This window comes from Methyloversatilis universalis EHg5 (assembly GCF_000378945.1).
Taxonomy (GTDB): Bacteria; Pseudomonadota; Gammaproteobacteria; order Burkholderiales; family Rhodocyclaceae; genus Methyloversatilis; species Methyloversatilis universalis_A.
Genome location: NZ_KB900539.1, coordinates 1,464,217 through 1,486,353, shown reverse-complemented (window position 1 = coordinate 1,486,353; position 22,137 = coordinate 1,464,217). Strand labels below are relative to the sequence as shown.

Annotated in this window: 15 protein-coding genes; 3 read left to right on the top strand and 12 right to left on the bottom strand. The window is 67.5% G+C overall.

What is annotated here, in order from left to right; genetic code table 11:
* Positions 1-11 precede the first annotated feature (11 nt).
* The 3 genes from METUNV2_RS0106895 to METUNV2_RS0106885 all read right to left on the bottom strand — a co-directional run bounded on the left by METUNV2_RS0106895 (position 12) and on the right by METUNV2_RS0106885 (position 4,173).
* On the bottom strand, positions 12-986 hold the full coding sequence (locus tag METUNV2_RS0106895) for an IS110 family transposase (protein ID WP_018228752.1): 975 nt from the start codon (positions 984-986) through the stop codon (positions 12-14).
* A 362-nt stretch (positions 987-1,348) separates the two neighbouring features.
* Positions 1,349-1,756, bottom strand: a complete 408-nt coding sequence (cueR, locus tag METUNV2_RS0106890) for a Cu(I)-responsive transcriptional regulator (RefSeq protein ID WP_018228751.1) — start codon at positions 1,754-1,756, stop codon at positions 1,349-1,351.
* Positions 1,753-4,173: a heavy metal translocating P-type ATPase gene (locus METUNV2_RS0106885; protein WP_018228750.1), complete on the bottom strand. Its 2,421-nt coding sequence runs from the start codon at positions 4,171-4,173 to the stop codon at positions 1,753-1,755. Before METUNV2_RS0106885 ends, cueR begins: the two co-directional genes overlap by 4 nt.
* A gap of 184 nt (positions 4,174-4,357) precedes the next feature.
* On the opposite strand from METUNV2_RS0106885, the gene METUNV2_RS0106880 reads away from it, so the two are divergent.
* The gene (locus tag METUNV2_RS0106880) at positions 4,358-4,573 is read left to right on the top strand and encodes a heavy-metal-associated domain-containing protein (protein WP_018228749.1); all 216 of its coding nucleotides are present in this window, start codon (positions 4,358-4,360) and stop codon (positions 4,571-4,573) included.
* A 106-nt stretch (positions 4,574-4,679) separates the two neighbouring features.
* Here the strand turns inward: METUNV2_RS0106880 and METUNV2_RS0106875 are convergent, their stop codons facing one another.
* The 8 genes from METUNV2_RS0106875 to METUNV2_RS0106840 form a co-directional block, all read right to left on the bottom strand.
* Positions 4,680-5,144, bottom strand: a complete 465-nt coding sequence (locus METUNV2_RS0106875; protein WP_018228748.1) for a DUF411 domain-containing protein — start codon at positions 5,142-5,144, stop codon at positions 4,680-4,682.
* Between the two features lie 11 nt (positions 5,145-5,155).
* Complete coding sequence (locus tag METUNV2_RS0106870) at positions 5,156-6,574, bottom strand: multicopper oxidase family protein (RefSeq protein WP_018228747.1); 1,419 nt, start codon at positions 6,572-6,574, stop codon at positions 5,156-5,158.
* 163 nt (positions 6,575-6,737) lie between these two features.
* Complete coding sequence (locus METUNV2_RS0106865; RefSeq protein ID WP_018228746.1) at positions 6,738-8,174, bottom strand: TolC family protein; 1,437 nt, start codon at positions 8,172-8,174, stop codon at positions 6,738-6,740.
* Positions 8,158-8,667 carry a hypothetical protein gene (locus METUNV2_RS0106860; protein WP_018228745.1) on the bottom strand — a complete coding sequence of 170 codons (510 nt, stop codon included), beginning with the start codon at positions 8,665-8,667 and terminating at the stop codon, positions 8,158-8,160. The genes METUNV2_RS0106865 and METUNV2_RS0106860 overlap by 17 nt, the downstream gene beginning before the upstream one ends.
* Positions 8,668-8,726: 59 nt before the next feature.
* Complete coding sequence (locus METUNV2_RS0106855) at positions 8,727-9,134, bottom strand: hypothetical protein (protein ID WP_018228744.1); 408 nt, start codon at positions 9,132-9,134, stop codon at positions 8,727-8,729.
* 47 nt (positions 9,135-9,181) lie between these two features.
* Positions 9,182-10,795 (bottom strand): SpoVR family protein, encoded by a 1,614-nt coding sequence (locus METUNV2_RS0106850; protein WP_018228743.1) that lies wholly within the window; start codon positions 10,793-10,795, stop codon positions 9,182-9,184.
* On the bottom strand, positions 10,792-12,072 hold the full coding sequence (locus METUNV2_RS0106845; RefSeq protein WP_018228742.1) for a YeaH/YhbH family protein: 1,281 nt from the start codon (positions 12,070-12,072) through the stop codon (positions 10,792-10,794). The genes METUNV2_RS0106850 and METUNV2_RS0106845 overlap by 4 nt, the downstream gene beginning before the upstream one ends.
* 57 nt (positions 12,073-12,129) lie before the next feature.
* Positions 12,130-14,052, bottom strand: coding sequence for a PrkA family serine protein kinase (locus METUNV2_RS0106840; protein ID WP_026187945.1), 1,923 nt, complete (start codon positions 14,050-14,052; stop codon positions 12,130-12,132).
* A 655-nt stretch (positions 14,053-14,707) separates the two neighbouring features.
* Here METUNV2_RS0106840 and METUNV2_RS0106835 point away from each other — a divergent pair.
* Positions 14,708-17,896 (top strand): error-prone DNA polymerase, encoded by a 3,189-nt coding sequence (locus tag METUNV2_RS0106835; protein ID WP_018228740.1) that lies wholly within the window; start codon positions 14,708-14,710, stop codon positions 17,894-17,896.
* Between the two features lie 44 nt (positions 17,897-17,940).
* Positions 17,941-18,432: a peroxiredoxin gene (locus tag METUNV2_RS0106830; RefSeq protein WP_018228739.1), complete on the top strand. Its 492-nt coding sequence runs from the start codon at positions 17,941-17,943 to the stop codon at positions 18,430-18,432.
* Here METUNV2_RS0106830 and METUNV2_RS0106825 read toward each other — a convergent pair.
* Positions 18,422-22,108: a DUF748 domain-containing protein gene (locus METUNV2_RS0106825; RefSeq protein ID WP_026187944.1), complete on the bottom strand. Its 3,687-nt coding sequence runs from the start codon at positions 22,106-22,108 to the stop codon at positions 18,422-18,424. The two genes, METUNV2_RS0106830 and METUNV2_RS0106825, sit on opposite strands and share 11 nt — an antisense overlap.
* Positions 22,109-22,137 lie beyond the last annotated feature (29 nt).

Here is a 22,137-nt window from a genome sequence, read left to right as displayed (position 1 = left end):
CGTGGGAGATTCTATGTTCGAGCGCAAGCGTTTTCGTGTTGTTTAGGGACGTAGTCGGAAGCGTTCTTCATTAGCGAGAAGGCGATCCTTGCGAGCTTTCTGGCCAGTGCGACCAGCGCCTGGGTGCGGCTGAATCCGCGCTGGAGCATGCGCTGGTAGAAGGGCTGCCAGGTACTGGATCGGCTGGCCGCCATGGCGGCGTTGTAGAGCAGGCGGCGCATCTCGGCATCGCCCTTCTTGCTGAGCACTCCGCGTGCGCGCTGGGTGCCCGATTGGCGCACGGTCACATCCAGGCCGAGGAAGGCGATGAAGGCATCGGCCCGGCCGAATGCGGCGCGGTGAAACGTGGCGCACAGACCGGCGGCGGTGAGTGCGCCGATACCTTCGACCTTGAGAATGCGCCGGTACGGGTCGCCCCAGCCGCTGGTGCCGATCAGCGCGGCGATGCGCTGTTCCAGCCGTTTGATCAGCGCCTGGATCCGCTCGGTGACGGCCCGCACCTGGCGGGCGAAGCCGGGCAGCTCCTCCATGCTCTGACGCATGCGGCCCAGGCAACGCACCAGGGTGGCGCGACGGCGCAGCAGGGCGCGCAGGTCGGTCACCGCACGGGGCGGCAGCGAGAACGGGCGCAGACGCGCCCCTTCGTGGGCGAGATAGCGGGCGATCAGCCCCGCGTCGTGCCGATCGGTCTTGGCGCGCTGGCCCAGCGTGTCGCGGTATCTGGACAGCGTGTAGCCGTCGATCAGATACACCCGATGACCGGCGCCGATGAGCAGCTCGACCAGCGCGCGGTGGTAGGTGCCGGTGGATTCGCAGGCGATGTGGCAGGCGCTCGGGGGCAAGGTGCGCAGCCAGCTGCGGATGGCCGGGGCGGTGTTGTCGATGTGCAGCACCGGCGAGCGGCCGTACTCGGCGATGTCCAGCCAGCGCTTGGAGACGTCGATGCCAAAGCGGGGGGATTCGGTCTGACTTGTCACGATGAGCACCTCCGGACTATGGTTGAAGGGCTTGTCGGGGTCACCTGGGCACAGGCTTGCAGGATATGGTCGGTACCGGGTCAGACGCGGTCCGAAGGATTCCTCATCGGTGCTCGGGGGTGAAGGCGGGACATCTCTCCCACTGTCTGTACGTGCTTGCCGTCAGATGCGGCGCTCGTCCCTCCGCCCGACAAGCGTCCACTACTACGCTTGCCGCAGATGAACATACAAGCGGCGCCCCCGCCGCGATGGGGCCGTCGAGCAGACGCTGTCTCGGTTTCAAGGCTGCAATCGCGGCGAGGCGCCGCTCCCACCGAATCTGCAAAGGCCTTCGCCGTCGTAGGCGCGGCGCCCCGCCGCGATACCGGCAGTCAGGTCTGCGACGGACCGCCCACCTCGGCCAGTCCGTCCAGTATCGGGCAGTCCGGCCGGTGGTCGCCGTGGCAGCAATGCACCAGGGTTTCCAGCGTGCGCTTCATCGCGCTCATTTCGGCGATGCGCCGATCGAGGTCGGCAATGTGCGCTTCGGCGATGCGTTTCACGTCGCCGCTGGCGCGGTCCGGCTTCTGCCACAGCGCGAGCAGACCGGCGATTTCGACCATCGAGAAACCGAGGTCGCGCGCGCGGCGGATGAAACGCAGCGTGTGCACCTCGCGCTCGCCGTACTGCCGGTAGCCGGCGTCGCTCCGCGCCACCTGCGGCAGCAGGCCAAGCGATTCGTAATGCCTGACCATCTTGGCCGACACGCCCGAGCGTGCCGCCGCCTCGCCGATGTTCATGCTTCCGCCCTCCCCGGTTTCCAGCGCCGCAGCAGCAGCGCATTGCTCACCACGCTGAAGCTGGAAAAGGCCATCGCCGCGCCGGCGATGACCGGATTCAGCAGGCCGGCAGCGGCCAGCGGTATGCCGACCACGTTGTAGGCGAAGGCCCAGAACAGGTTCTGCCGGATCTTCGCCCAGGTGCGCCGCGACACGTCCAGCGCGTCGGCCACGCGCGCCGGATCGCCCTGCATCAGCGTGATGCCGGCGGCGTGCATCGCCACGTCGGTGCCGGTGGACATCGCGATGCCGACGTCGGCCGCCGCCAGCGCCGGCGCGTCGTTGATGCCGTCGCCCACCATGGCCACCACCGCCCCGCCCTGCTTCAGTTCGGCGACCACCTCGGCCTTGTGTTCCGGCAGCACCTCGGCGCGCACGTCGTCGATGGCGAGCTGCGTCGCCACCGCCGCTGCAGCGCCGCGGTTGTCGCCACTCACCAGCACGGTGCGCACGCCGGCGGCCTGAAGCCTGCGCACCGCGTCCGCCGCGGAAGGCTTCAGCGTGTCGCCGAAGGCCAGCAGGCCGAGCAGGCGCGGTGAGTCGCCCAAGTCGGCCAGGTCGGCCAGCCAGGACACGGTGCGCCCGTCCGCCTGCAGCTGTGCCGCGCGGTCGGCGAGCGGCGACAGATCGACGCCCAGCTCTTCCATGAAGCGCGAACTGCCCAGCTTCAGCGCGCGACCCTCCACGGAGGCCGCGATGCCACGGCCGGCGACGGCGGTCAGCGCATCCGCCGGCGGTATGGTCACGCCTTCGCGCACCGCCGCTGCGGTCACCGCACGCGCCAGCGGGTGCTCGCTGCCGGCCTGCAGCGCAGCCGCCCGCGCCAGCAGTTCGCTGCGCGCACCGTCGGTCGGTTCGGCCGCCACCAGTTCCGGCCGCCCTTCGGTCAGCGTGCCGGTCTTGTCGAAGGCGACCACCGACACCCGGTGCGCGATTTCCAGCGCTTCGGCGTCCTTGATCAGGATGCCGTGGCGCGCCGCGGCGCCGGTGCCCACCATGATGGCGGTCGGCGTGGCCAGCCCGAGCGCGCACGGGCAGGCGATCACCAGCACCGCAACCGCGTTCAGCAGCGCTGTCTCGACGCCACCGCCGGCCAGCATCCAGCCGCCGAAGGTGAGCAGCGCAAGGCCGATCACCACCGGCACGAACACCGCGCTCACCCGGTCCACCAGGCGCTGTATCGGTGCCTTCTTCGCCTGCGCACTCTCGACCAGGCGCACGATGCGCGCCAGCACGGTTTCGGCGCCGATGGCCCGCGTGCGCACCACCAGCCGCCCCTCGCCATTGACCGCGCCGCCGGTCACCCGGTCGCCCACCTGCCGGGCGACCGGCAGGCTTTCGCCGGTGATCAGCGATTCGTCCACCTGGCTGGCGCCGTCCACGATGTCGCCATCCACCGGCACCCGCTCGCCCGGACGGATCACCACCTCGTCACCCACCACGATCTGCGCCAGCGGCAGTTCGACCTCGACACCGTTGCGGCGCACCCGTGCGGTATCCGGCCGCAGCGCGTTGAGCGCGCGGATGGCGTCGGTGGTCTGCCGTTTGGCGCGGGTTTCCAGCCACTTGCCGAGCAGCACCAGCGTGATGACGACGGCGGAGGCCTCGAAGTACAGATGCGGCATCGTGCCCGGGGCGGCGGTGAGCCACAGCCACAGGCTGAGGCCCCAGGCGGCAGAGGTGCCGAGCGCGACCAGCAGGTCCATGTTTCCGCTGCCGGCACGCAGCGCCTTCCAGCCGGCGACGTAGAAACGGGCGCCGAGCCAGAACTGCACCGGTGTGGCGAGCACGAACTGCAGCCCGCCGGGCAGCATCCAGTGCGCGCCCCACAGCATGCCCACCATGGGCAGCGCGAGCGGCAGAGACAGGGCGACGGCCAGCGCCACCGGCCACCACGCCGGCAAGGTGCTCACCGGCGCGCTGGCCGGCACCGACGACGGCAGCGAGGCGGTATAGCCGGCACGCGCCACGGCCGCCTGCAGTGCGGTCAGGTTGTCGGCCGCGCTGACGATGTCCGCGCTTTCGGTGGCCAGATTGACGCTGGCCGACAGCACGCCGGGCACCCTGTTCAGCGCCTTCTCGACCCGCGCCACGCAGGACGCGCAGGTCATGCCTTCGATGTTGAGCCGCAGCGCCTGCGGCTTCATCGCATAGCCGGCCTTGTCGATCGCCGCTCGCAGGGTGGCCGCGTCGACCGAGGCGTCGGCCTCGACCGTCGCACGCTCGGTCGCCAGATTGACGCTGGCGGACGCGACACCGGGCGTGCGCGCCAGCGCCTTTTCGACCCGGGTCGAGCAGGACGCGCAGGTCATGCCATCGATGCCGAAGTCCCAGCGGGTGAGCGGGCCGGTCGCTGCGGGCAGATCTGAAGTGTTCATCGGAGAATCCTTTTGCTGTCCTGTCGCTGGATGACGGAACCAGTGTCCACCTTCCCATCATGGCAAGGTCAAGCGGATATTTCAGCGACTGCGTCCCGCGCCGCAGACTGGCACGGACGCTTGACCTTCCCACCGTGGCAAGGTCCATCATCTGCTCATCCCAACCCGACACCGGAGTACAGCGATGAGCACGACCATCGAATTCACCGTTCCCGACATGACCTGCGGTCACTGCGCCGGCCGCATCAAGGCCCTGGTCGCCGGCCTCGACGCCGACGCGAAAGTCGACATCGATCTGCCGACCCACCGCGTGCGCATCGAATCGACCGTGGACGCCGACACCTACCGCGCTGCACTGGCGGAGGCGGACTACCCGCCGGCGCAAATGCATCCCGCGTGAGCAGGCGCCCGATCGCGACGGGGCGTCGCTCTCACGACATCCCGCCCGAGGTAAGCGCGCCGCCCCCGCCGCGATTCCAGCGGCGGCTCCGGAAAAGGCGGACGGCTCAGCGATAGCTGCGATACACGCTCGCGTTGCCGTCCGCCTGCACCAGCAGCACGTCGTACGGGTCCTTGCGCCCCTTGTATTCCGGGCCATCCATGCCGGGCGAGCCGACCGGCATCGCCGGCACCGCCAGGCCGAGCGCCTTCGGTTTTTCCTTCAGCAGCTTCTGCACCTCGCTCGCCGGCACATGGCCTTCCAGCAGATAGCCGTCGACCCGCGCGGTGTGGCAGGAGCCGTACTTCGCCGGCATGCCGAGCCGGGCGCGCGCCTCGTTGTTGCCGGTTTCATACACCTTGACCGCGAAGCCGTTCGCTTCGAGATGGGCCACCCAGTCCTTGCAGCAGCCGCAGGTCGGGCTTTTCCACACCTCGACCAGCGGTTTCGGCGCGGCCATCAGCGTGGCGGCGCGCGGCAGCAGTGCAGCGGTGGCGAGTGCGCCGATCAGCGCGCGACGTGTCGTGTTCATGATGCGTCCTTTCAATGGTGATCGTGCGCGCCGGCACCCGGCTTGCGCACCTGCACTTCGATGTCCTGCGGCTGCGCGAGCGGCATGCTGGAGGCGCCGTGATCGTGGCCGGCCGGCGGCGGTGCGGCCGGCGGCGCCTCGCCCACTTCGTGCGCCACCGTACCCGGCGGATGGCGGAACCAGCCGGGGTCGGTGTAATCGCCCCGCTTCTGGTCGCGCCTCACCTTGAACACCGAGAACATGCCGCCCATCTCGACCGAGCCGAAAGGCCCGTCGCCGGTCATCATCGGCGCGGTGTTCTCCGGCAACGGCATTTTCATGTCGGCCATGTCCGCCATGCCACGCTCGCCCATGGCCATGTAGCCAGGCACCAGATTCGAAATGCGCTCGGCCAGCCCGCGCTGATCGACACCGACCAGGTTGGGCACGTCGTGGCCCATGGCGTTCATCGTGTGGTGGCTCTTGTGGCAGTGAAAGGCCCAGTCGCCCTCCTCGTCCGCGATGAACTCGATCTGCCGCATCTGGCCGACGCCGATATCGGTCGTCACCTCCGGCCAGCGCGCACTCTTAGGTACCGGCCCGCCATCGGTGCCGGTCACCTCGAACTCGTGACCGTGGATGTGGATGGGGTGGTTGGTCATCGTCAGGTTGCCGATGCGGATGCGCACGCGGTCGTTCTTCCGCGCCACCAGCGGCGCGATGCCGGGGAAGATGCGGCTGTTCCACGACCACAGGTTGAAATCCAGCATGGTCATGGTTTTCGGCGTGTAGCTGCCGGGGTCGATGTCGTAGGCGTTGAGCAGGAACACATAGTCGCGGTCGACGGTCGCGATCAGCGGATGGCGGCCCTTGGGGTGAGTGACCCAGAAGCCCATCATGCCCATCGCCATCTGCGTCATTTCGTCGGCGTGCGGGTGGTACATGAAAGTGCCGGGGCGGCGCGCGACGAATTCATAGACGAAGGTCTTGCCGGGCGGGATCGCCGGCTGGGTCAGCCCGCTGACGCCATCCATGCCGTTGGGCAGGCGCTGGCCGTGCCAGTGCACGCTGGTGCGCTCGGGCAGCCGGTTGGTCACGTAAATGCGCACGCGGTCGCCTTCGACCACCTCGATGGTGGGCCCGGGCGACTGGCCGTTGTAGCCCCACAAGTGGGCCTTGAAGCCGGGCGCCATTTCGCGCACCACCGGCTCGGCCACCAGATGGAACTCCTTGACGCCGTCCTTCATGCGCCAGGGCAGCGTCCAGCCGTTCAGCGTCACCACCGGGTTGTAGGGCCGGCCGTCCGGCGGCCTGAGCGGGCCGCGCGTATCGGCGGTGGTTTCGATCACCGGCTCGGGAATCGCGGCCAGCGCGACCCGGCTCACCGTGGTGGCCGCGACGGCCGCACCGGCGATGCCGGCACTGCGGAAGAAATCTCTGCGGGAAGTCATGTCATGTCCTCAATCATGTCCGGAGGGCGACCGTGCGGCCGTAGGAGCAGCGCCCTCGCCGCGATGCGTGACGGAGCGGCGGAGGACGCTCGGTCCGGGCAATGCATCGCGGCGAGGGCGCCGCTCCCACAGAAACACGCACACGGGTCGCATCCGGATGCACTCAGTGGGCGGCGTCGGCCGCTGCAGTGGACAGCGCTGCGCCGGGGGGCGGCGCGAGATCGGGGCGACCGACCAGCGCCATGTCGAGATCGGCCTGGGCGATCCAGAAGTCGCGCAGCGCCTCGATATAGCCATTCACGCCGGCCACTTGCGCGCGCGCGTCGGCCAGCAGTTCGAACACGCCGATCAGCATGCCGTTGTAGCGCAGCAGGTTTTCGTCGGACACCCGCTTCCTGAGCGGCACCACCTCGTCGCGGTAGTGGCGGGCGATGTCGAAGGCAGTGCGGTAGCCGGTATAGGCTTCGCGCACTTCGGAGCGGGCATTGACCGCGGCCTCCGCCGCGCGCTCGACCGACTGCATGTAAATCGCCTCGGCACGCGCCACTTTCGAACCGCCCCAGTCGAACAGCGGCAGTTCGAAACTGATTTCATAGCCCTTCTTGTAGGACTCGCTGCGCCGACCTTCGAGCACGCGCGCCGGCCCGACTTCGAGCACGTCGATGAAGCGCGTGGTCTTCGTCAGCCCGAGGTTGCGCGCGGTCGCTTCGGCGTCCAGCTTCGCGATCTGCAGATCGATGCGCGAACCCATCGCCTGACGCTCGATGTCCGGCGCGTCCAGCGCTGCCGCAGGCAGGTCGGGCAGACGGTCGGGTAGCGCGAAGGCGGTCTGTTCGCCCCACAGGCCGAGCAATCGGGTCAGCCGTTCGCGGGCCGCCACCTGCGCCTGCTGCGCGCGCGCCAGATTCAGCGCGGCATCGGCGCGGAAACCCTGCTCGCGCGCTTCGGCCAGCGCGCTGTGGTTGCCGGCGGCGCGCATGCGCTTCGCCAGTTCGGCACCGGCATCCGCGGCTTCCATCACCTGTTCCATGTAGCGCAGCGTCTGTCCGGCGGCGACCGCCTGCACCCAGGCGCGGCGCACGTCCGCCGCCAGCCGCAGCACCTGCAGCGACACCGCGCGCTGGGTCTGTTCAAACACGCGCCGGTTCACCTCCACCGCCTGCGGCATGGTCAGCAGCGAAAAGATGTTGAAGGTGAGCACCTGCTCGATCTTGTAGTCGCGCACGCCGTCTTCCTTCTTGCTGGCGTGGAACATCGAGAAGGTGGGATTGGGCAGGCGGCCGGCGCGCACCAGTTCGGCCTCGCGTATGCCCAGATCGTGGAAGCCGGCCTGCAGGCCGCGGTTGTTCAGCAGCGCGATCTGCACCGCGTCTTCGACCGACAGCGGCCGGGCCAGCAGTTCGGCGACGCGGCCGGCGACCGCCTGCCGGTCTTCGTCGCTGCGCACGCGCTGCACGTCCTTGCCCAGCCGGTCGCGCGCGGTCTGCTCGACCGCGCCGAAACCGCCATCCGGGCTGAAGCTGGTGCAGCCGGCCAGCAGCGCGAGCGCCGCCGCCAGCGGCAGAAGTTTCAGCCGGCCCTGTTCAGTGCGTGTGCGCATCGCCGCCCTCCTTCGCAGTGCCCGGGCTCTGCCCGGATGTCATCGCGCCGTGTCCGCCGTGTCCGCCGTGTCCGCCGTGTCCGCCGTGTCCGCCGTGTCCGCCGTGTCCGCCGTGTCCGCCGTGGTGATCGGCGTGGTGCGGACAGTGCTGCGGTGTGGCCGCCGGGGCGGCGTGGTCATGACTGTCGCCAGCCGGTGCAGCTGCGCGGTGACCGGCGTGCGGATCGGCCACTGGCGCAGGCGTGTGCCCTGCGTGGGGGTCGGGCGCGGACGCCCCGTGATCGTGTGAGTGGCCCACCTGGCCGGCTACCGCATCGTTGGCGGCACGCCAGTCGCCGACCGGCGTGGCGGCGTCGCGGCGCGCGCTGTCCAGCGGTGAGCGGTAATGCAGCGGAGGCACTTCGGCCAGTGGGTCAGCAGGGTCGGCCGCACGCAGCGGCGCGGCCGTGAACGCTGCAGCAATCAGCAGCGTCCGGGAAAGAATCCGGTACATGATGTCCTCGCAAAGACGGATGGAAACAGCGTCCGCGCGTGGGGCGCGGACGCAGATCGTCATGCGGGGAGGTGTCTGGGCGGGCGTTCCGGGCCTTCGGTGATGAAGGCCGCGGCGGGCTGGGGCACGGGCAGCGGACGCTCGTGCAGGTGGGCTGACGCCGGCAACAGCGGCGCTGGCGAGGCAAGTGCCCCACCTATGCAGCAGGCGGCGCAGGCACTGCAGCCGTACTTGCCATGGGCCGGTGCATGATCGGCGCCGTGGGCGGGTTCGCCATCGTGGGTCGGGTGCACGGCGGGCATGGACGGATCGTGATGATGCCCTTCATCGGCGTAGGCGGACGTATCCACCTGCGTGCTGCCGTGATGGGACGGCGCACAGCGCAGCATGGATGCCGCAGCGAAGCCCTGCAGCGGCAGGGCGCACAGCAGCATCAGAATCAGCAGGAAGCGGGCCGGAGCATTCATGGCGAGCGAAGGATATCAGCGGATCACCGGTCTGCACATGACGGCGGTCAAGCGGTGCTCGGGTCCACCGTCCACCGCCGCGCGACACCGCCCTGCCCGTTGATGCTCTCCAGGTGCACAGGGAAGCCCCACAGCCGGGCGACGTGCTTGAGCACCTCGTAGGCCCCGTCGTGCAGCGGCCGGTTGTTGTGCTGGGTGTGACGCAGCATCAGCGACCGGTCGCCACGGGTGTTCACGCTCCACACCTGAATGTTGGGCTCGCGCGAGCCGAGGTCGTACTGACGCGACATCGCTTCGCGCAGATTGCGATAGCCGGATTCGTCGTGAATGGCGGACACCTCCAGCGTCGGTTCGGTGTCGTCGTCGGTGATGGCGAACAGACGGAAGGCGCGCATCACGCGCGGCGACAGATACTGGCCGATGAAGCTTTCGTCCTTGAAGTTGCGCATCGCGTGGTCCAGCGTTTCCAGCCAGCTGCTGCCGGCCATGTCCGGGAACCAGGCACGGTCCTCGTCGGTGGGCGCTTCGCAGATGCGCTTGATGTCGGTGTACATCGCGAAGCCCAGCGCGTACGGATTCATGCCGCTGTAGGCCGGGTGACCGACCGGCGGCTGATAGACGACATTGGTGTGCGACTTCAGGCACTCGATCATGATGCCGTCGTCAAGGAAGCCGTCGTCGTACATGGTGTTCAGCAGATGGTGGTGCCAGAAGGTGGCCCAGCCTTCGTTCATCACCTGGGTCTGGCGCTGCGGATAGAAGTACTGCGCCACCTTGCGCACGATGCGCACCAGTTCGCGCTGCCAGGGTTCGAGCAGCGGCGCGTTCTTCTCGATGAAGTAGAGCAGGTTTTCCTGCGGCTCGGCCGGAAAGCGCGGCGCTTCGCGCTCCGCCTCGTCGCGCCCCGGCTTGCGCGGCAGCGTGCGCCACAGCTCGTTCACCTGCTGCTGCGCGTAGGCCTCACGGTCCTTGGCGCGCGCCAGTTCCTGCGTAAGGCTGAGCTTGCTCGGCCGGCGGTAGCGGTCGACGCCGTAATTCATCAGCGCATGGCAACTGTCGAGCAGCAGTTCGACCGCGTCGATGCCGTGCCGCTCCTCGCAGGCGGCGACATAGTTCTTCGCATAGACCAGGTAGTCGATGATGGACGACGCGTCGGTCCACATCCGGAACAGGTAGTTGCCCTTGAAGAAGCTGTTGTGGCCGTAGGCGGCGTGCGCGATCACCAGCGCCTGCATGGCCATCGTGTTCTCCTCCATCAGATAGCTGATGCAGGGATTGCTGTTGATCACGATTTCGTAGGCCAGGCCCATCTGGCCGCGCCGGTAGTTCTTCTCGGTGGCGATGAATTCCTTGCCGTAGCTCCAGTGCCGGTAGTTCACCGGCATGCCCACGCTGGCGTAGGCGTCCATCATCTGTTCGGCAGTGATGATTTCCAGCTGGTTCGGGTAGGTGTCCAGGCCGAAGCGCTCGGCGGTGGCGCGGATCACGTCGTGGTACTGCTCGATCAGTTCGAATGTCCAGTCGCTGGGCGCCGGCAGGCGCGAGGCGGGACGTTCCTTCAGAGGCATCGGCGCGCGCAGCGGCGCCGGGTGGCGACGGCCACCGTACTCGTCCGGCGAAGCCGCGCGACCGTTGTTGCGGCGGTCGTAGGTATCGCTCATTTGGCAGCTCCTTCCTTCCTGAACAGATCGCGGAATACCGGGTAGATCTGGTCAACCTCGGCCGCCTTGCGGATGGCGAAGTTCGGCACCTCAACCGCCAGATCCGAATACTCGTGCCACAGGTTCTGTTCCTGTTCGACCACCTGGATGTAGGCGAAGTAGCGCACCAGCGGAAGAATCTTCTGCTCCAGGATTTCGCGGCAGCGCGGGCTGTCGTCGTGCCAGTTGTCGCCGTCGCTGGCCTGCGCGCCGTAGATGTTCCATTCGCCGCGCGGATAGCGTGCCTGGATGATTTCCTCCATCAGCACCAGCGCGCTGGACACCACGGTGCCGCCGGTTTCGGTGGCGTGGAAGAAGTCGTGCTCGTTCACCTCCTGCGCCTGCGTGTGGTGGCGGATGAACACGATTTCGATCTTCTCGTAATGCCGGGTCAGGAACAGGTGGAGCAGGATGAAGAAGCGCTTGGCCAGATCCTTGCGCGCCTCGTCCATCGAACCCGACACGTCCATCAGGCAGAACATGACCGCCTTGGCGGTGGGCACCGGCGTGCGCACCCGGCTGCGGTAGCGCAGGTCGATCGGGTCGAGGTAGGGGATGCGGTCGATGCGCGCGCGCAGCGCCGCGATGTCGGCCTCGATCTGTTCGATCTCGTGCAGCCGTGCCGGCGTGCCGGGCTGCGCGCGCAGTTCTTCCAGCAGCGCCTCCAGCCGGTGCAGTTCGCGCCGCGACTCACTGCCGAGCGCGATGCGTCGGCCGATGGCGCCACGCATCGAACGCACGACGTGCAGATTGTTCGGCGTGCCGTCGCTGGAAAAGCCGGCGCGGTGCGTCTTGTACTCGGGCGTTTCCGCCAGCGTGGTGCGGATCAGGTTGGGCAGGGCCAGGTCATCGAAGAAGACCTGCATGAACTCTTCCTTCGTGAGGTGGAAGACGAAATCGTCCTCACCCTCGCCGGAATCGCTGGCCTGCCCGGAACTGGATCCGCGCCCGCCGCCTCCGCCCTGCGGGCGTTCGATGCGGTCACCCTGCACGAAGTCCCTGTTACCCGGATGCACCATTTCGCGCTTGCCACCCTGGCCGTGACCGAACACCGGCTCGCTGATGTCGCGCTTCGGGATGTGGATGTCCTCACCCTGCGCGATGTCGCGTATGCCGCGGCCCTCGACCGCGCGCCGCACCGCCTCGCGGATCTGCTCCTTGTGGCGGCGCAGGAAGCGCTCCCGGTTGCCGATGGACTTGTTCTTGCCCGCCAGTCTGCGATCGATGATCTGCTGCAAGATGTGTCCCCTTCCCGCCGGGGCCGCATCGCCCCGGCTCATGTCAGTGCCGCACGGTCACGAACTCTTGCGCACGCGCAGGTACCACTCGCACAGCAGGCGCACCTGCTTGGGCGTGTAGCCCTTGCCCACCATGCGATTGACGAAGTCCTCGTGCTTCTTGGCGTCGTCAGCGCTGGCCTTGGCGTTGAAGCTGATGACCGGCAGCAGTTCCTCGGTGTTGGAGAACATCTTCTTCTCGATCACCGTGCGCAGCTTTTCGTAACTGGTCCACACCGGGTTCTTGCCGGCATTGTTGGCCCGCGCCCGCAGCACGAAATTCACGATCTCGTTGCGGAAGTCCTTCGGATTGGCGATGCCGGCCGGCTTCTCGATCTTTTCAAGTTCGCCGTTCAGCGACGCGCGGTCGAACACTTCGCCGGTGTCGGTATCGCGGTACTCCTGATCCTGTATCCAGTAATCGGCGTAGGTGACGTAGCGGTCGAAGATGTTCTGGCCGTATTCGCTGTAGCTTTCCAGATAGGCAGTCTGGATTTCCTTGCCGATGAATTCGGCGTAGCGCGGCGACAGGTGTTCCTTGATGAAGGCGATGTACTTCTGTTCCACGTCCTGCGGGAACTGTTCGCGCTCGATCTGCTGTTCCAGCACATACATCAGGTGCACCGGGTTGGCCGCCACTTCGGTCGAATCGAAGTTGAACACCTTGGACAGGATCTTGAACGCGAAGCGGGTCGAAATGCCGCTCATGCCCTCATCGACGCCGGCGTAGTCGCGGTACTCCTGATAGCTCTTGGCGCGCGGATCGGTGTCCTTCAGGTTCTCGCCGTCATACACCTGCATCTTCGAATACAGGCTGGAGTTCTCCGGCTCCTTGAGCCGGGTGAGCGCGGCGAACTGCGCCATCATCTTCAGCGTGCCCGGCGCGCACACCGCGTCGGCCAGCGACGAACCGCGCAGCAACTTCTCGTAGATGTGCACCTCTTCGGACACGCGCAGGCAGTACGGCACCTTCACGATGTAGATGCGGTCGAGGAAGGCTTCGTTGTTCTTGTTGTTGCGGAAGGCTTTCCACTCGCTCTCATTCGAGTGGGCCAGCACCACGCCGTCGAACGGAATCGCGCCGAAGCCCTCGGTACCCTTGAAGTTACCTTCCTGGGTCGCGGTAAGCAGCGGGTGCAGCACCTTGATCGGCGCCTTGAACATTTCGACGAATTCGAGCAGCCCCTGGTTGGCCAGGCACAGGCCACCGGAGAAGCTGTAGGCGTCCGGGTCGTCCTGCGCGAAGGTTTCGAGCTTGCGGATGTCGACCTTGCCCACCAGCGACGAAATATCCTGGTTGTTCTCGTCGCCCGGCTCGGTCTTGGCGATGCCGATCTGCTTGAGCACGCTGGGGTAGCGCTTGACCACGCGGAACCTGCGGATGTCACCGCCGAACTCCTCCAGCCGCTTGACCGCCCACGGGCTCAGGATGCGGTTGAGATAGCGGCGCGGAATGCCGTATTCCTTCTCCAGGATGTCGCCGTCCTCGGCCGGGTCGAACAGGCCCAGCGGCGATTCATTCACCGGCGACCCCTTGATCGCGTAGAAGGGCACTTCCTGCATCAGCGCCTTCAGCCGTTCGGCGATCGACGACTTGCCGCCGCCGACCGGGCCCAGCAGATAGAGGATCTGCTTCTTTTCCTCCAGCCCCTGGGCGGCGTGGCGGAAGTAGCTCACCACCTGCTCGATCGCGTCCTCCATGCCGTAGAACTCGGCGAAGGCCGGATAGATCTTGATCACCTTGTTGGCGAAGATGCGCGACAGCCGCGGATCGTTCCGGGTGTCCACCGTCTGCGGCTCACCGATCGCCTTCAGCATGCGTTCGGCCGCACTCGCGTAGGCCAGCGGGTCGCGCTTGCACTCCGCGAGATATTCCTCCAGCGAAAGTTCCTCTTCGCGGGTGCGTTCGAAACGCGCGGCGAAATGACTGACGATGTCCATGCTGATCTCCAAGTCTCCGTTGACCTTCATACAAGGTGGTCCGGAAGACCCGCGCGGTACGCGCGATTCCACCGCACCCCCACATGTTCAGCTTGGTTCACCCGCGCTCTCGATGAAAGCTCGATAAGCGGCGTGATCACCATCCTGCTCCGAAGCGTGCGCGTCGTGTCGAGACATCGGGCACAAGATGCGCAGATGCAACACTCACGCAACACATGGTCACAAGTCCGTGTCCAGTCGATATTGCGGTCGTCACCGAAGTTCCCTTCCCGCGCTCTCTGCGCATGGAATCGTTGACGTCCATGCACGACACGACGTTGACCGGATCACAGCAAGTTGTGGTCCATGCCTGCCGACGCAGCTTCACCGACCGGCGGCCGATGCGATGCGCTCTCCGCAAACCCTGCGCCGGCGCTGGCTCCGGCATGACATCGACGCGCAGGCCGCCCCCGGCCTGCGCACCGCCACGGGGCGTGCTGCACGACGCGCACCGCCAGCGCGCCCCGGTCACGCCTTACCCGGCAGCGAATGCTGAACACCGGATGTGCGGACTGCGTCGATCGGCACAGTCTTCTTCACGCGCATCGCACTGCGCGCCACAGAGATTGAAAGCGGTGACGGCACCATGTACTGTATAAAAAAACAGTTCACTCCCATGCCTGCCGTCTACGCCGAACTTCACTGCCTCAGCCACTTCAGCTTCCAGCGCGGCGCCTCGTCGCCGGAAGAACTGGTGACGCGCGCCGCAGCGCTCGGCTACGAGGCCCTGGCACTGACCGACGAATGTTCGGTGGCCGGCGTTGTGCGTGCGCATGCCGCGCTGCGTGCCCTGCCCGCGCCCCGGCCTGCTCTCATCATCGGCAGCGAGATCCGGCTGGCCGACGGCCCGAAGCTGGTGCTGCTGGCGCGCAAGCGCGCGGGCTACGGCCAGCTGTGCGAACTGATCACGCTCGGCCGGCGCGCCAGCGAAAAGGGGCGCTATCACCTGAGCCGCGCAAATCTGGACGGCGGCCTGCCCGACTGCATCGCGCTGCTGCTGCCGGACACCGCGCAGGCACTCGACCCGGCCGCGCTGCAGGCGGATGCGGAATGGCTGATGCGGCGCTTCAATGGACGCGCCTGGCTGGCAATGGAGCGACATCTGCAGGCGGACGACAGCGCGCGGCTGGCCACGCTGCAGTCGGTGTCCGCCGCCTGCGGCATTCCGTTGTGCGCAGCAGGTGACGTGCACATGCATGTGCGGGCACGCCGCCGGCTGCAGGACACGCTGACCGCGATCCGGCTGCACCGCACGCTGGCCGAATGCGACGGCGCGCTGTTCCCGAACGGCGAACGCCATCTGCGGCCGCTGCACCGGCTGGCCGCGCTGTACCCGCCGGCACTGCTGGACGCCACCGTGCAGATCGCCCGCGCATGCACGTTCTCGCTGGATGAACTGAAGTACGAATACCCGGAGGAAATCGTGCCGGCCGGCCATACACCGGCGTCCTGGCTGCGCCAGCTGGCAGAGGACGGTTATGTCGAACGCTGCCGCCAGATCCGCCGTGTGCTCCGCATGAGCGACGAAGCTTTCGCGCGCAAGGCGGACTGGCTGCGCAACAAGATCGAGGAAGAACTGGCGCTGATCGCCGCGCTGGAATACGAGCCCTATTTCCTGACCGTGTACGACATCGTGGCCTGGGCCCGCAGCCAGGACATCCTGTGCCAGGGCCGCGGTTCAGCCGCCAATTCGGCGGTGTGCTACTGCATCGGCGTGACCGAAGTCGACCCGTGGCGCGCCCACATGCTGACCGGCCGCTTCATGTCGCGCGAGCGCGCGGAGGCGCCGGACATCGACGTCGACTTCGAACACGAGCGGCGGGAAGAAGTGATCCAGTACATCTACCGCAAGTACGGCCGCGATCGCGCCGCACTGGCGGCCAGCCTTGCCTGCTACCGGCCGCGTTCGGCGCTGCGCGACGTCGGCCGCGCACTGGGTTTCAGCGACGACGCGCTGGACCGCCTCACCCGCGGCCACATGTGGTGGGACGGCGGCAGCGTGCGCGAGGACAGGCTGCGTGAGGCCGGCTTCAGCCCCGCCTCCCCGCGGGTGCAGCGGCTGATGGAACTGGCCAACGAACTGATCGGCGCACCGCGCCACCTGTCGCAGCACGTGGGCGGTTTCGTCATCGCGCGCGGCCGGCTGTCCAGTCTGGTGCCGATCGAGAACGCGCGCATGCCCGAACGCTGCGTCATCCAGTGGGACAAGGACGACCTGGAAGCGGTCGGCCTGATGAAGGTGGACGTGCTGGCGCTGGGCATGCTCACCGCGATACGGAAGGCGCTGCAGTCGCTGGAGGCTTACCAGGACCACCCGGCCGCGGAGGCCTCCGCACGCGGACGCGCTCCGCGCACGCTGGCCGACATTCCGCCGGAAGACATGGCCACCTACGACATGCTGTGCCGCGGCGCATCGGTCGGCGTGTTCCAGGTCGAATCGCGCGCGCAGATGAGCATGCTGCCGCGGCTGCGGCCGCGTCGCTATTACGACCTGGTCATCCAGGTCGCCATCGTGCGCCCGGGGCCGATACAGGGCGGCATGGTTCATCCCTACCTGCAGCGACGGCAACTGTCACCCGAAGCGATCGAATACCCGTCGGACGAACTGCGGCCGGTGCTGGAACGCACACTGGGCGTGCCCATCTTCCAGGAACAGGTGATGCAACTGGCCGTGGTCGCGGCCGGCTTTACCGAAGGCGAAGCCGACCAGATGCGGCGCTCGATGGCGGCGTGGCGGCAGAAGGGCACGCTGGAAAGATTCCAGCAGAAACTGACCGATGGACTGCTCGCCAGAGGCTACACGCAGGCATTCGCCGACCGCATCTACCAGCAGATCCAGGGGTTTTCCAGCTACGGCTTCCCGGAATCGCATTCCGCCAGTTTCGCGCTGCTGGTCTACGCCTCCTCCTGGCTCAAGTGCCATCACCCGGCCGCCTTCCTGTGCGGCCTGCTGAACAGCCAGCCCATGGGCTTCTACGCGCCGGCCCAGCTGATCGCGGACGCGCGGGCGCACGGTGTCGAGGTGTTGCCGGCCGACGTGGCCGTGAGCGGCTGGGACTGCGTGCTCGAACCGGTAGCGGCTGCCCGTGCAGGTACGCCTCACCCCAGCGTGCGCCTGGGGCTGCGCATGCTCAGGGGCGCTTCGGCCGACATCGTGCAGCGCATCGTCCAGGCGCGCGCGCAGGCGGCGTTCAACAGCGTGGACGACCTGGCCCGGCGCACCCGGCTCGACCGCGGCGCATTGCGCGTACTGGCCGCCGGCGGTGCCCTGGCCTCGCTGGCCGGTCACCGGCGGCAGGCCCACTGGCAGGCGGCGGTGCGCCGCCCGGCCGCGCTGCTGCATGATGCCGCACTGAACGAAACGCCGCTGGCGCTGCCTTCGCCGGGCGAAGGCGAGAACATCGTGGCCGACTACGCAAGCCAGGGCTTCACGCTGGGCCGGCATCCGCTGGCGCTGCTGCGCCGCCGGCTGGCGGCGGAACGTTTCATCACCGCAGCCGAACTGCGCACCCTGCCCGACCGCGCGCTCGCCCGCGCCGCCGGCATCGTGACCGGCCGTCAGCGGCCGGGCACCGCAAAAGAGGTGATGTTCGTGACCGTGGAAGACGAAACCGGGCTGGCCAACATCATCGTGCACAAGGACGTGCAGACCCGGCAGCGGCGCGAGGTGCTCGACGCCACCCTGCTCGGCATCTACGGCCAGGTGTCACGCGAGGGCGAAGTGATCCATCTGGTCGCGCGCCGTCTGGTCGACCGCTCCGCGCTGCTGGGCGATCTCGTACCGCGCAGCCGGGACTTTCACTGACGCCTGCCGCCCCCATATCACGCAGCATTCACCGAGGACCTGTCATGACCACCGCACCCTCTTTCGACGCCCTGGACCAGAACGGCATCCGCCACCGTCTCGCCGACTACCGCGGCCGCTGGCTGGCGCTCTACTTCTACCCGCGGGACGACACGCCGCACTGCACGCAGCAGGCCTGCTCGGTGCGCGACCACCGCGAGGCACTGGCCGAACACGGCATTGCGGTGCTCGGCGTATCGGCGCAGGACGGCACCGCGCACCGCGCCTTCGCCGCGAAGCACCGGCTGAACTTTCCGCTGCTGGTGGATGCCGGCCAGACCCTGGGCCGCGCCTATGGGGCGCTGGGCGATGGCGTCGGCGGCTGGCTGCGCAGCCGGCTCGGCGCCTACCGGCGCATCACCGTGCTGATCTCGCCGGATGGCCGCATCGCGAAAGTGATCGATACGCCGGACGTGCAGGACCACGCCGGCGAAATCCTGCGCAGCGTGGCCGCCGGGCAGGCGGCCACGCTGCCCGGAGAGGCGCTCAGTTCTTGATCGAGAAGTCGGCACGCGACGGCGCAGCCTTGCCGTCCTTCGCCTTGTCTTCGGTCTTGTCCGCCGCCCTGTCACCTTCGCCGGCCTTGGGCGCCAGCACGAACAGCCGGGCGTCGTCGACCTTGGCGTTGCGGCTCAGATACTCCTTCACCGCCTGCGCACGGGCCAGACCGAGCAGGCGAAGGTCTTCGTCGCTCACGTCGGTATTGGTCAGGATGAGCTTTTCCATCTCCGGCACCGGCAGGTCCTTGGCCATGCCCACCACATTGCGCGGTTTGGGGAAATCCGAGGCCTTGTACACCGCCTTCAGCAGTTCCGGGTACTCGTCCGGCGACACCGTGACACCCTCGACCGAAGTCTTGGCCCTGGCCGCCTTCGCTGCGCGCACCTTCTGGTCGAGCAGCGCACGGCGGTAGCCTTCGATGTCGGTCGCACGGTCGGTGCGGCCGGTCACTTCCAGTTTCAGCGCCGGACGATCGGCCAGCGCCTTGCCCAGCGTGTCCAGCTTGCCGCGCGCCTCATCATTCAGCACGGCGCGGCCCGGCTCGAACGCCACGTGATCGAGATCGGCGTCGGAGCCGAACAGCGAACCGAGCAGCGCAAACGGCGAGGTGACCGCCTTCACGATGAGGTTCACGATCACCTTCACCACGATGCCGCCGATCGAGAACTGCGGGTCGGACAGCGAGCCGCTGATCGGCAGATTGATGTCGATCACGCCATTGCGGTCCTTCAGCAGCGACACCGCCAGCAGCACCGGCGCCTTGATCGCGTCCGGGCTGTCCACCCGGTTGCCGAAAGTGAGCTGGTCGAGAATCACGTTGTTCTGCGCGGTCAGCTGGTCCTTGTCGATCTTGTAGGCAATGTTCACGCTCAGCTTGCCCTTCTCGATGCCGTAGCCGACGTACTTGCCCGAATACGGCGACAGCGGCGCCAGTTCAATGCCGCGCGCACTGGCCTTGATGTCGAGGAAGAGCGATTCAGCCAGCGGATTGATGCGACCGGTGATGTCGATCGGCGCCGACCCTTCGACCAGACCGCGCAGTTCCACCTCGCCGGCGGTGCCGGAGGCGGAACTGAGGCCGGACACCCGCCCGCCCAGTTCGGACAGCTGGGCGCGGTAGTTCGGCTTGATGAAGAAATCGCTGAAATCAACCCGGCCGCCCTGCATCACGACCGTCTTCACATCGATCGGCGGACGTGCCGCATTGATCATCTGCGCCAGCGCCGCGCTCTGGCTGCCCGCCGGCGCGGCGGCGCCCTTTGCGGGCACGGCCGGCGCCGGTGCCGGCTTCGCGGCAGCGACCGGTGCAGGCGTCGGCGCCGACGGGGCGGCCGCGTCCTTGCGCACCACGTCCTGCAGGTTGAGCCGGCCCTGCGGCGACACGATGATGCGAGCGAAGTAATCCGACAGCGCCACTTCGTTGATCGACAGGCCGGCCAGCAGATCGGGCTTGCGGCTGTCCAGCTTCAGCGCGATGCCGCCGGCAAACAGCGAGCGCCACTTCAGCAGATCGGCTGCACTGCTCTTTTCGGTCAGGTGGATGTTCTCGACATTGGTTTCGCCATTCCACGCCACCGTCCAGTCAGCACCCTCGGTCTTCACGCCCAGGTCGCCGCGAAGGCTGAGTGCGCCGGCCAGCAGTTCGGCATTGAGCTTCTGCGCCAGCCAGGGCTGACCCACCATCAGGTCGAGCCGGCGGGCATCCAGCTTCAGATCGGCCTGCACCGGCGACAGCGCGAAGCCGCCACGGGCGCCGAACAGCCCGCCACGGGCATCACGGAAACCGAAATCGACCTTGGATTTCTGCTTCAGGTCAGTGCCCACGTTTTCCAGCTTCAGCGCGATCCGGTCCAGTTCGATCACCGCCGGCGTGGCGAAGCCCCGGTCCTCGAAACGCACCGCGCCGTCTTTCAGATTGAAGGTGGATAGCTGGGCCACCCAGGCGGGGCCGGACGCCGTACCCGAGGACGGTTTGGCCGATGACGCCGGCGTGTCGCCGGCACGCACCAGCCCGGCCAGATCGATGCTGCCGTCGGCCAGTCGCGCGGCGCGCAGGCGGGGCTTGGTCAGATCCACGCTGTCCACCGCCACCTTGCGGGTAGACAGGTCGATGCGGGCGCCGGTGACCGAAATGTCCTCCGCCTGGGCGAAGGGCTGTTTCTCGCCGCGGCGGGTGAGCTTGAGCCGGGCGACGCCGGCGTCGGTCACGACCACCTCGCCCTGCGGTGCGCCGTCGACCAGACGCAGGCCGAAACGGGTGCCCAGACGCGCCTGCGCCTGATCGACCGAAAAGTTGATCAGGTCGGCAAAATAGGGACTGAAGCGCGGCAGGTCGACCCCGCTCACCGTCAGTTCGCCTTCGATGTCGGGTTTGGCCGCGCGCAGCTTGGCGTCGAGCGACAGCCGCACATTGCCCTCGCCCTGTGCGCCGATCACCAGCGTGGCCGGGATGTCGCCCTGCAGCGAAAAATCGCGCAGCACGATGTCCATGGGCTCGATCGCGTAGCTGAACGCCTTGGCCGGCTGCTCGTCGGTAAAGGCCACGCGCGCCTGCATCACCTCGAACAGCCCCACCTTCACGTCCGGCGGCGCAGCGGGTTTGGCCGTCGGCGCCGGCGCAGCCTCGGCCGCGCTGGCGCGCGGCCGAGGCTGCAGCGCCAGCAGATTGAGCCGGCCGTCCTTGCCGCGCGCGATCTCGAAATCCGGCTGGTCGATGCGGATGCTGGCGATGTCTATCTTGCCGGCCAGCGGCTGGATCTCGTTCAGCACCACATCGAGTGCCGGCAGCTTGAACAGCGGCTTGCCGTCACGACTGTCCAGCTCCAGATCGCGCAGCTCGACCGCGCCGTGCAGCGCGATCAGCGGATCACCGCCCTCCTTCGCCTGACGGAAGCTCAGTTCGATGTCGGTGTCGAGCGAACCCGAGGTGATGCGGAAACCCAGCGGCACCGGCGAGTACTCGTCGAAACGCGCCAGATTGAGCGCGTTGAACTCGATCTTGAGCGCGGCTTCACGCTCTTCGATGAAGGGCTTTACCTTGCCCTTGAGCGAGAACGGCGCGTCGTTGATGCGCGCCGCCAGCGACGGCTCGACGAACAGTTCGACGTCGGCCGGCAGATTGGACACGAAGGGCAGGCCGAGCCGGATGTCGCTGATCACGTGCTGGCGCGCGAAGGGCTGGTCGTCGATGTCGATGCGGCCGTCGCGCAGCTGGATGTTGTTGATAGAGAAACGCGCCGGCTCCTCGCTCGGCGGCTGGTCGAGGATTTTCTGCAGCACGTCGCTGAAGTTGAACTGCCCGTGTTCGTCCAGCCGGACCACTTTCAGCACCGGCCGGTCCACCTCGACCGAACGCACCACCGGCGCGCCCCTGAACAGCGAGGACCATTCGACATCCACCGCCACCCGGTCAAGCGTGAGCGCCTCGTCCTTGCCGTTGGCTTCGAGCAGCCGGATGCCGGACGCGCTCAGTTCCAGCGTGTAGGGGTTGATCGCGACCTCCTGCACCGTCAGCGTGCGGCCAAGGAAGGCTGAGCCGTGCTTTTCTGCCAGCGAACGCACCAGATGCGGTGCGGCGAAGGCGCCGAGCAGTCCGAACAGCACCAGACCCGCAACCAGTCCGAGCAGGGTCTTGCGCAGCGCAGGGCGGGATTTGAGCGAGGAAAGCGTCATGGCGGCGGAAATGGAAAGTGGAAGTGAAT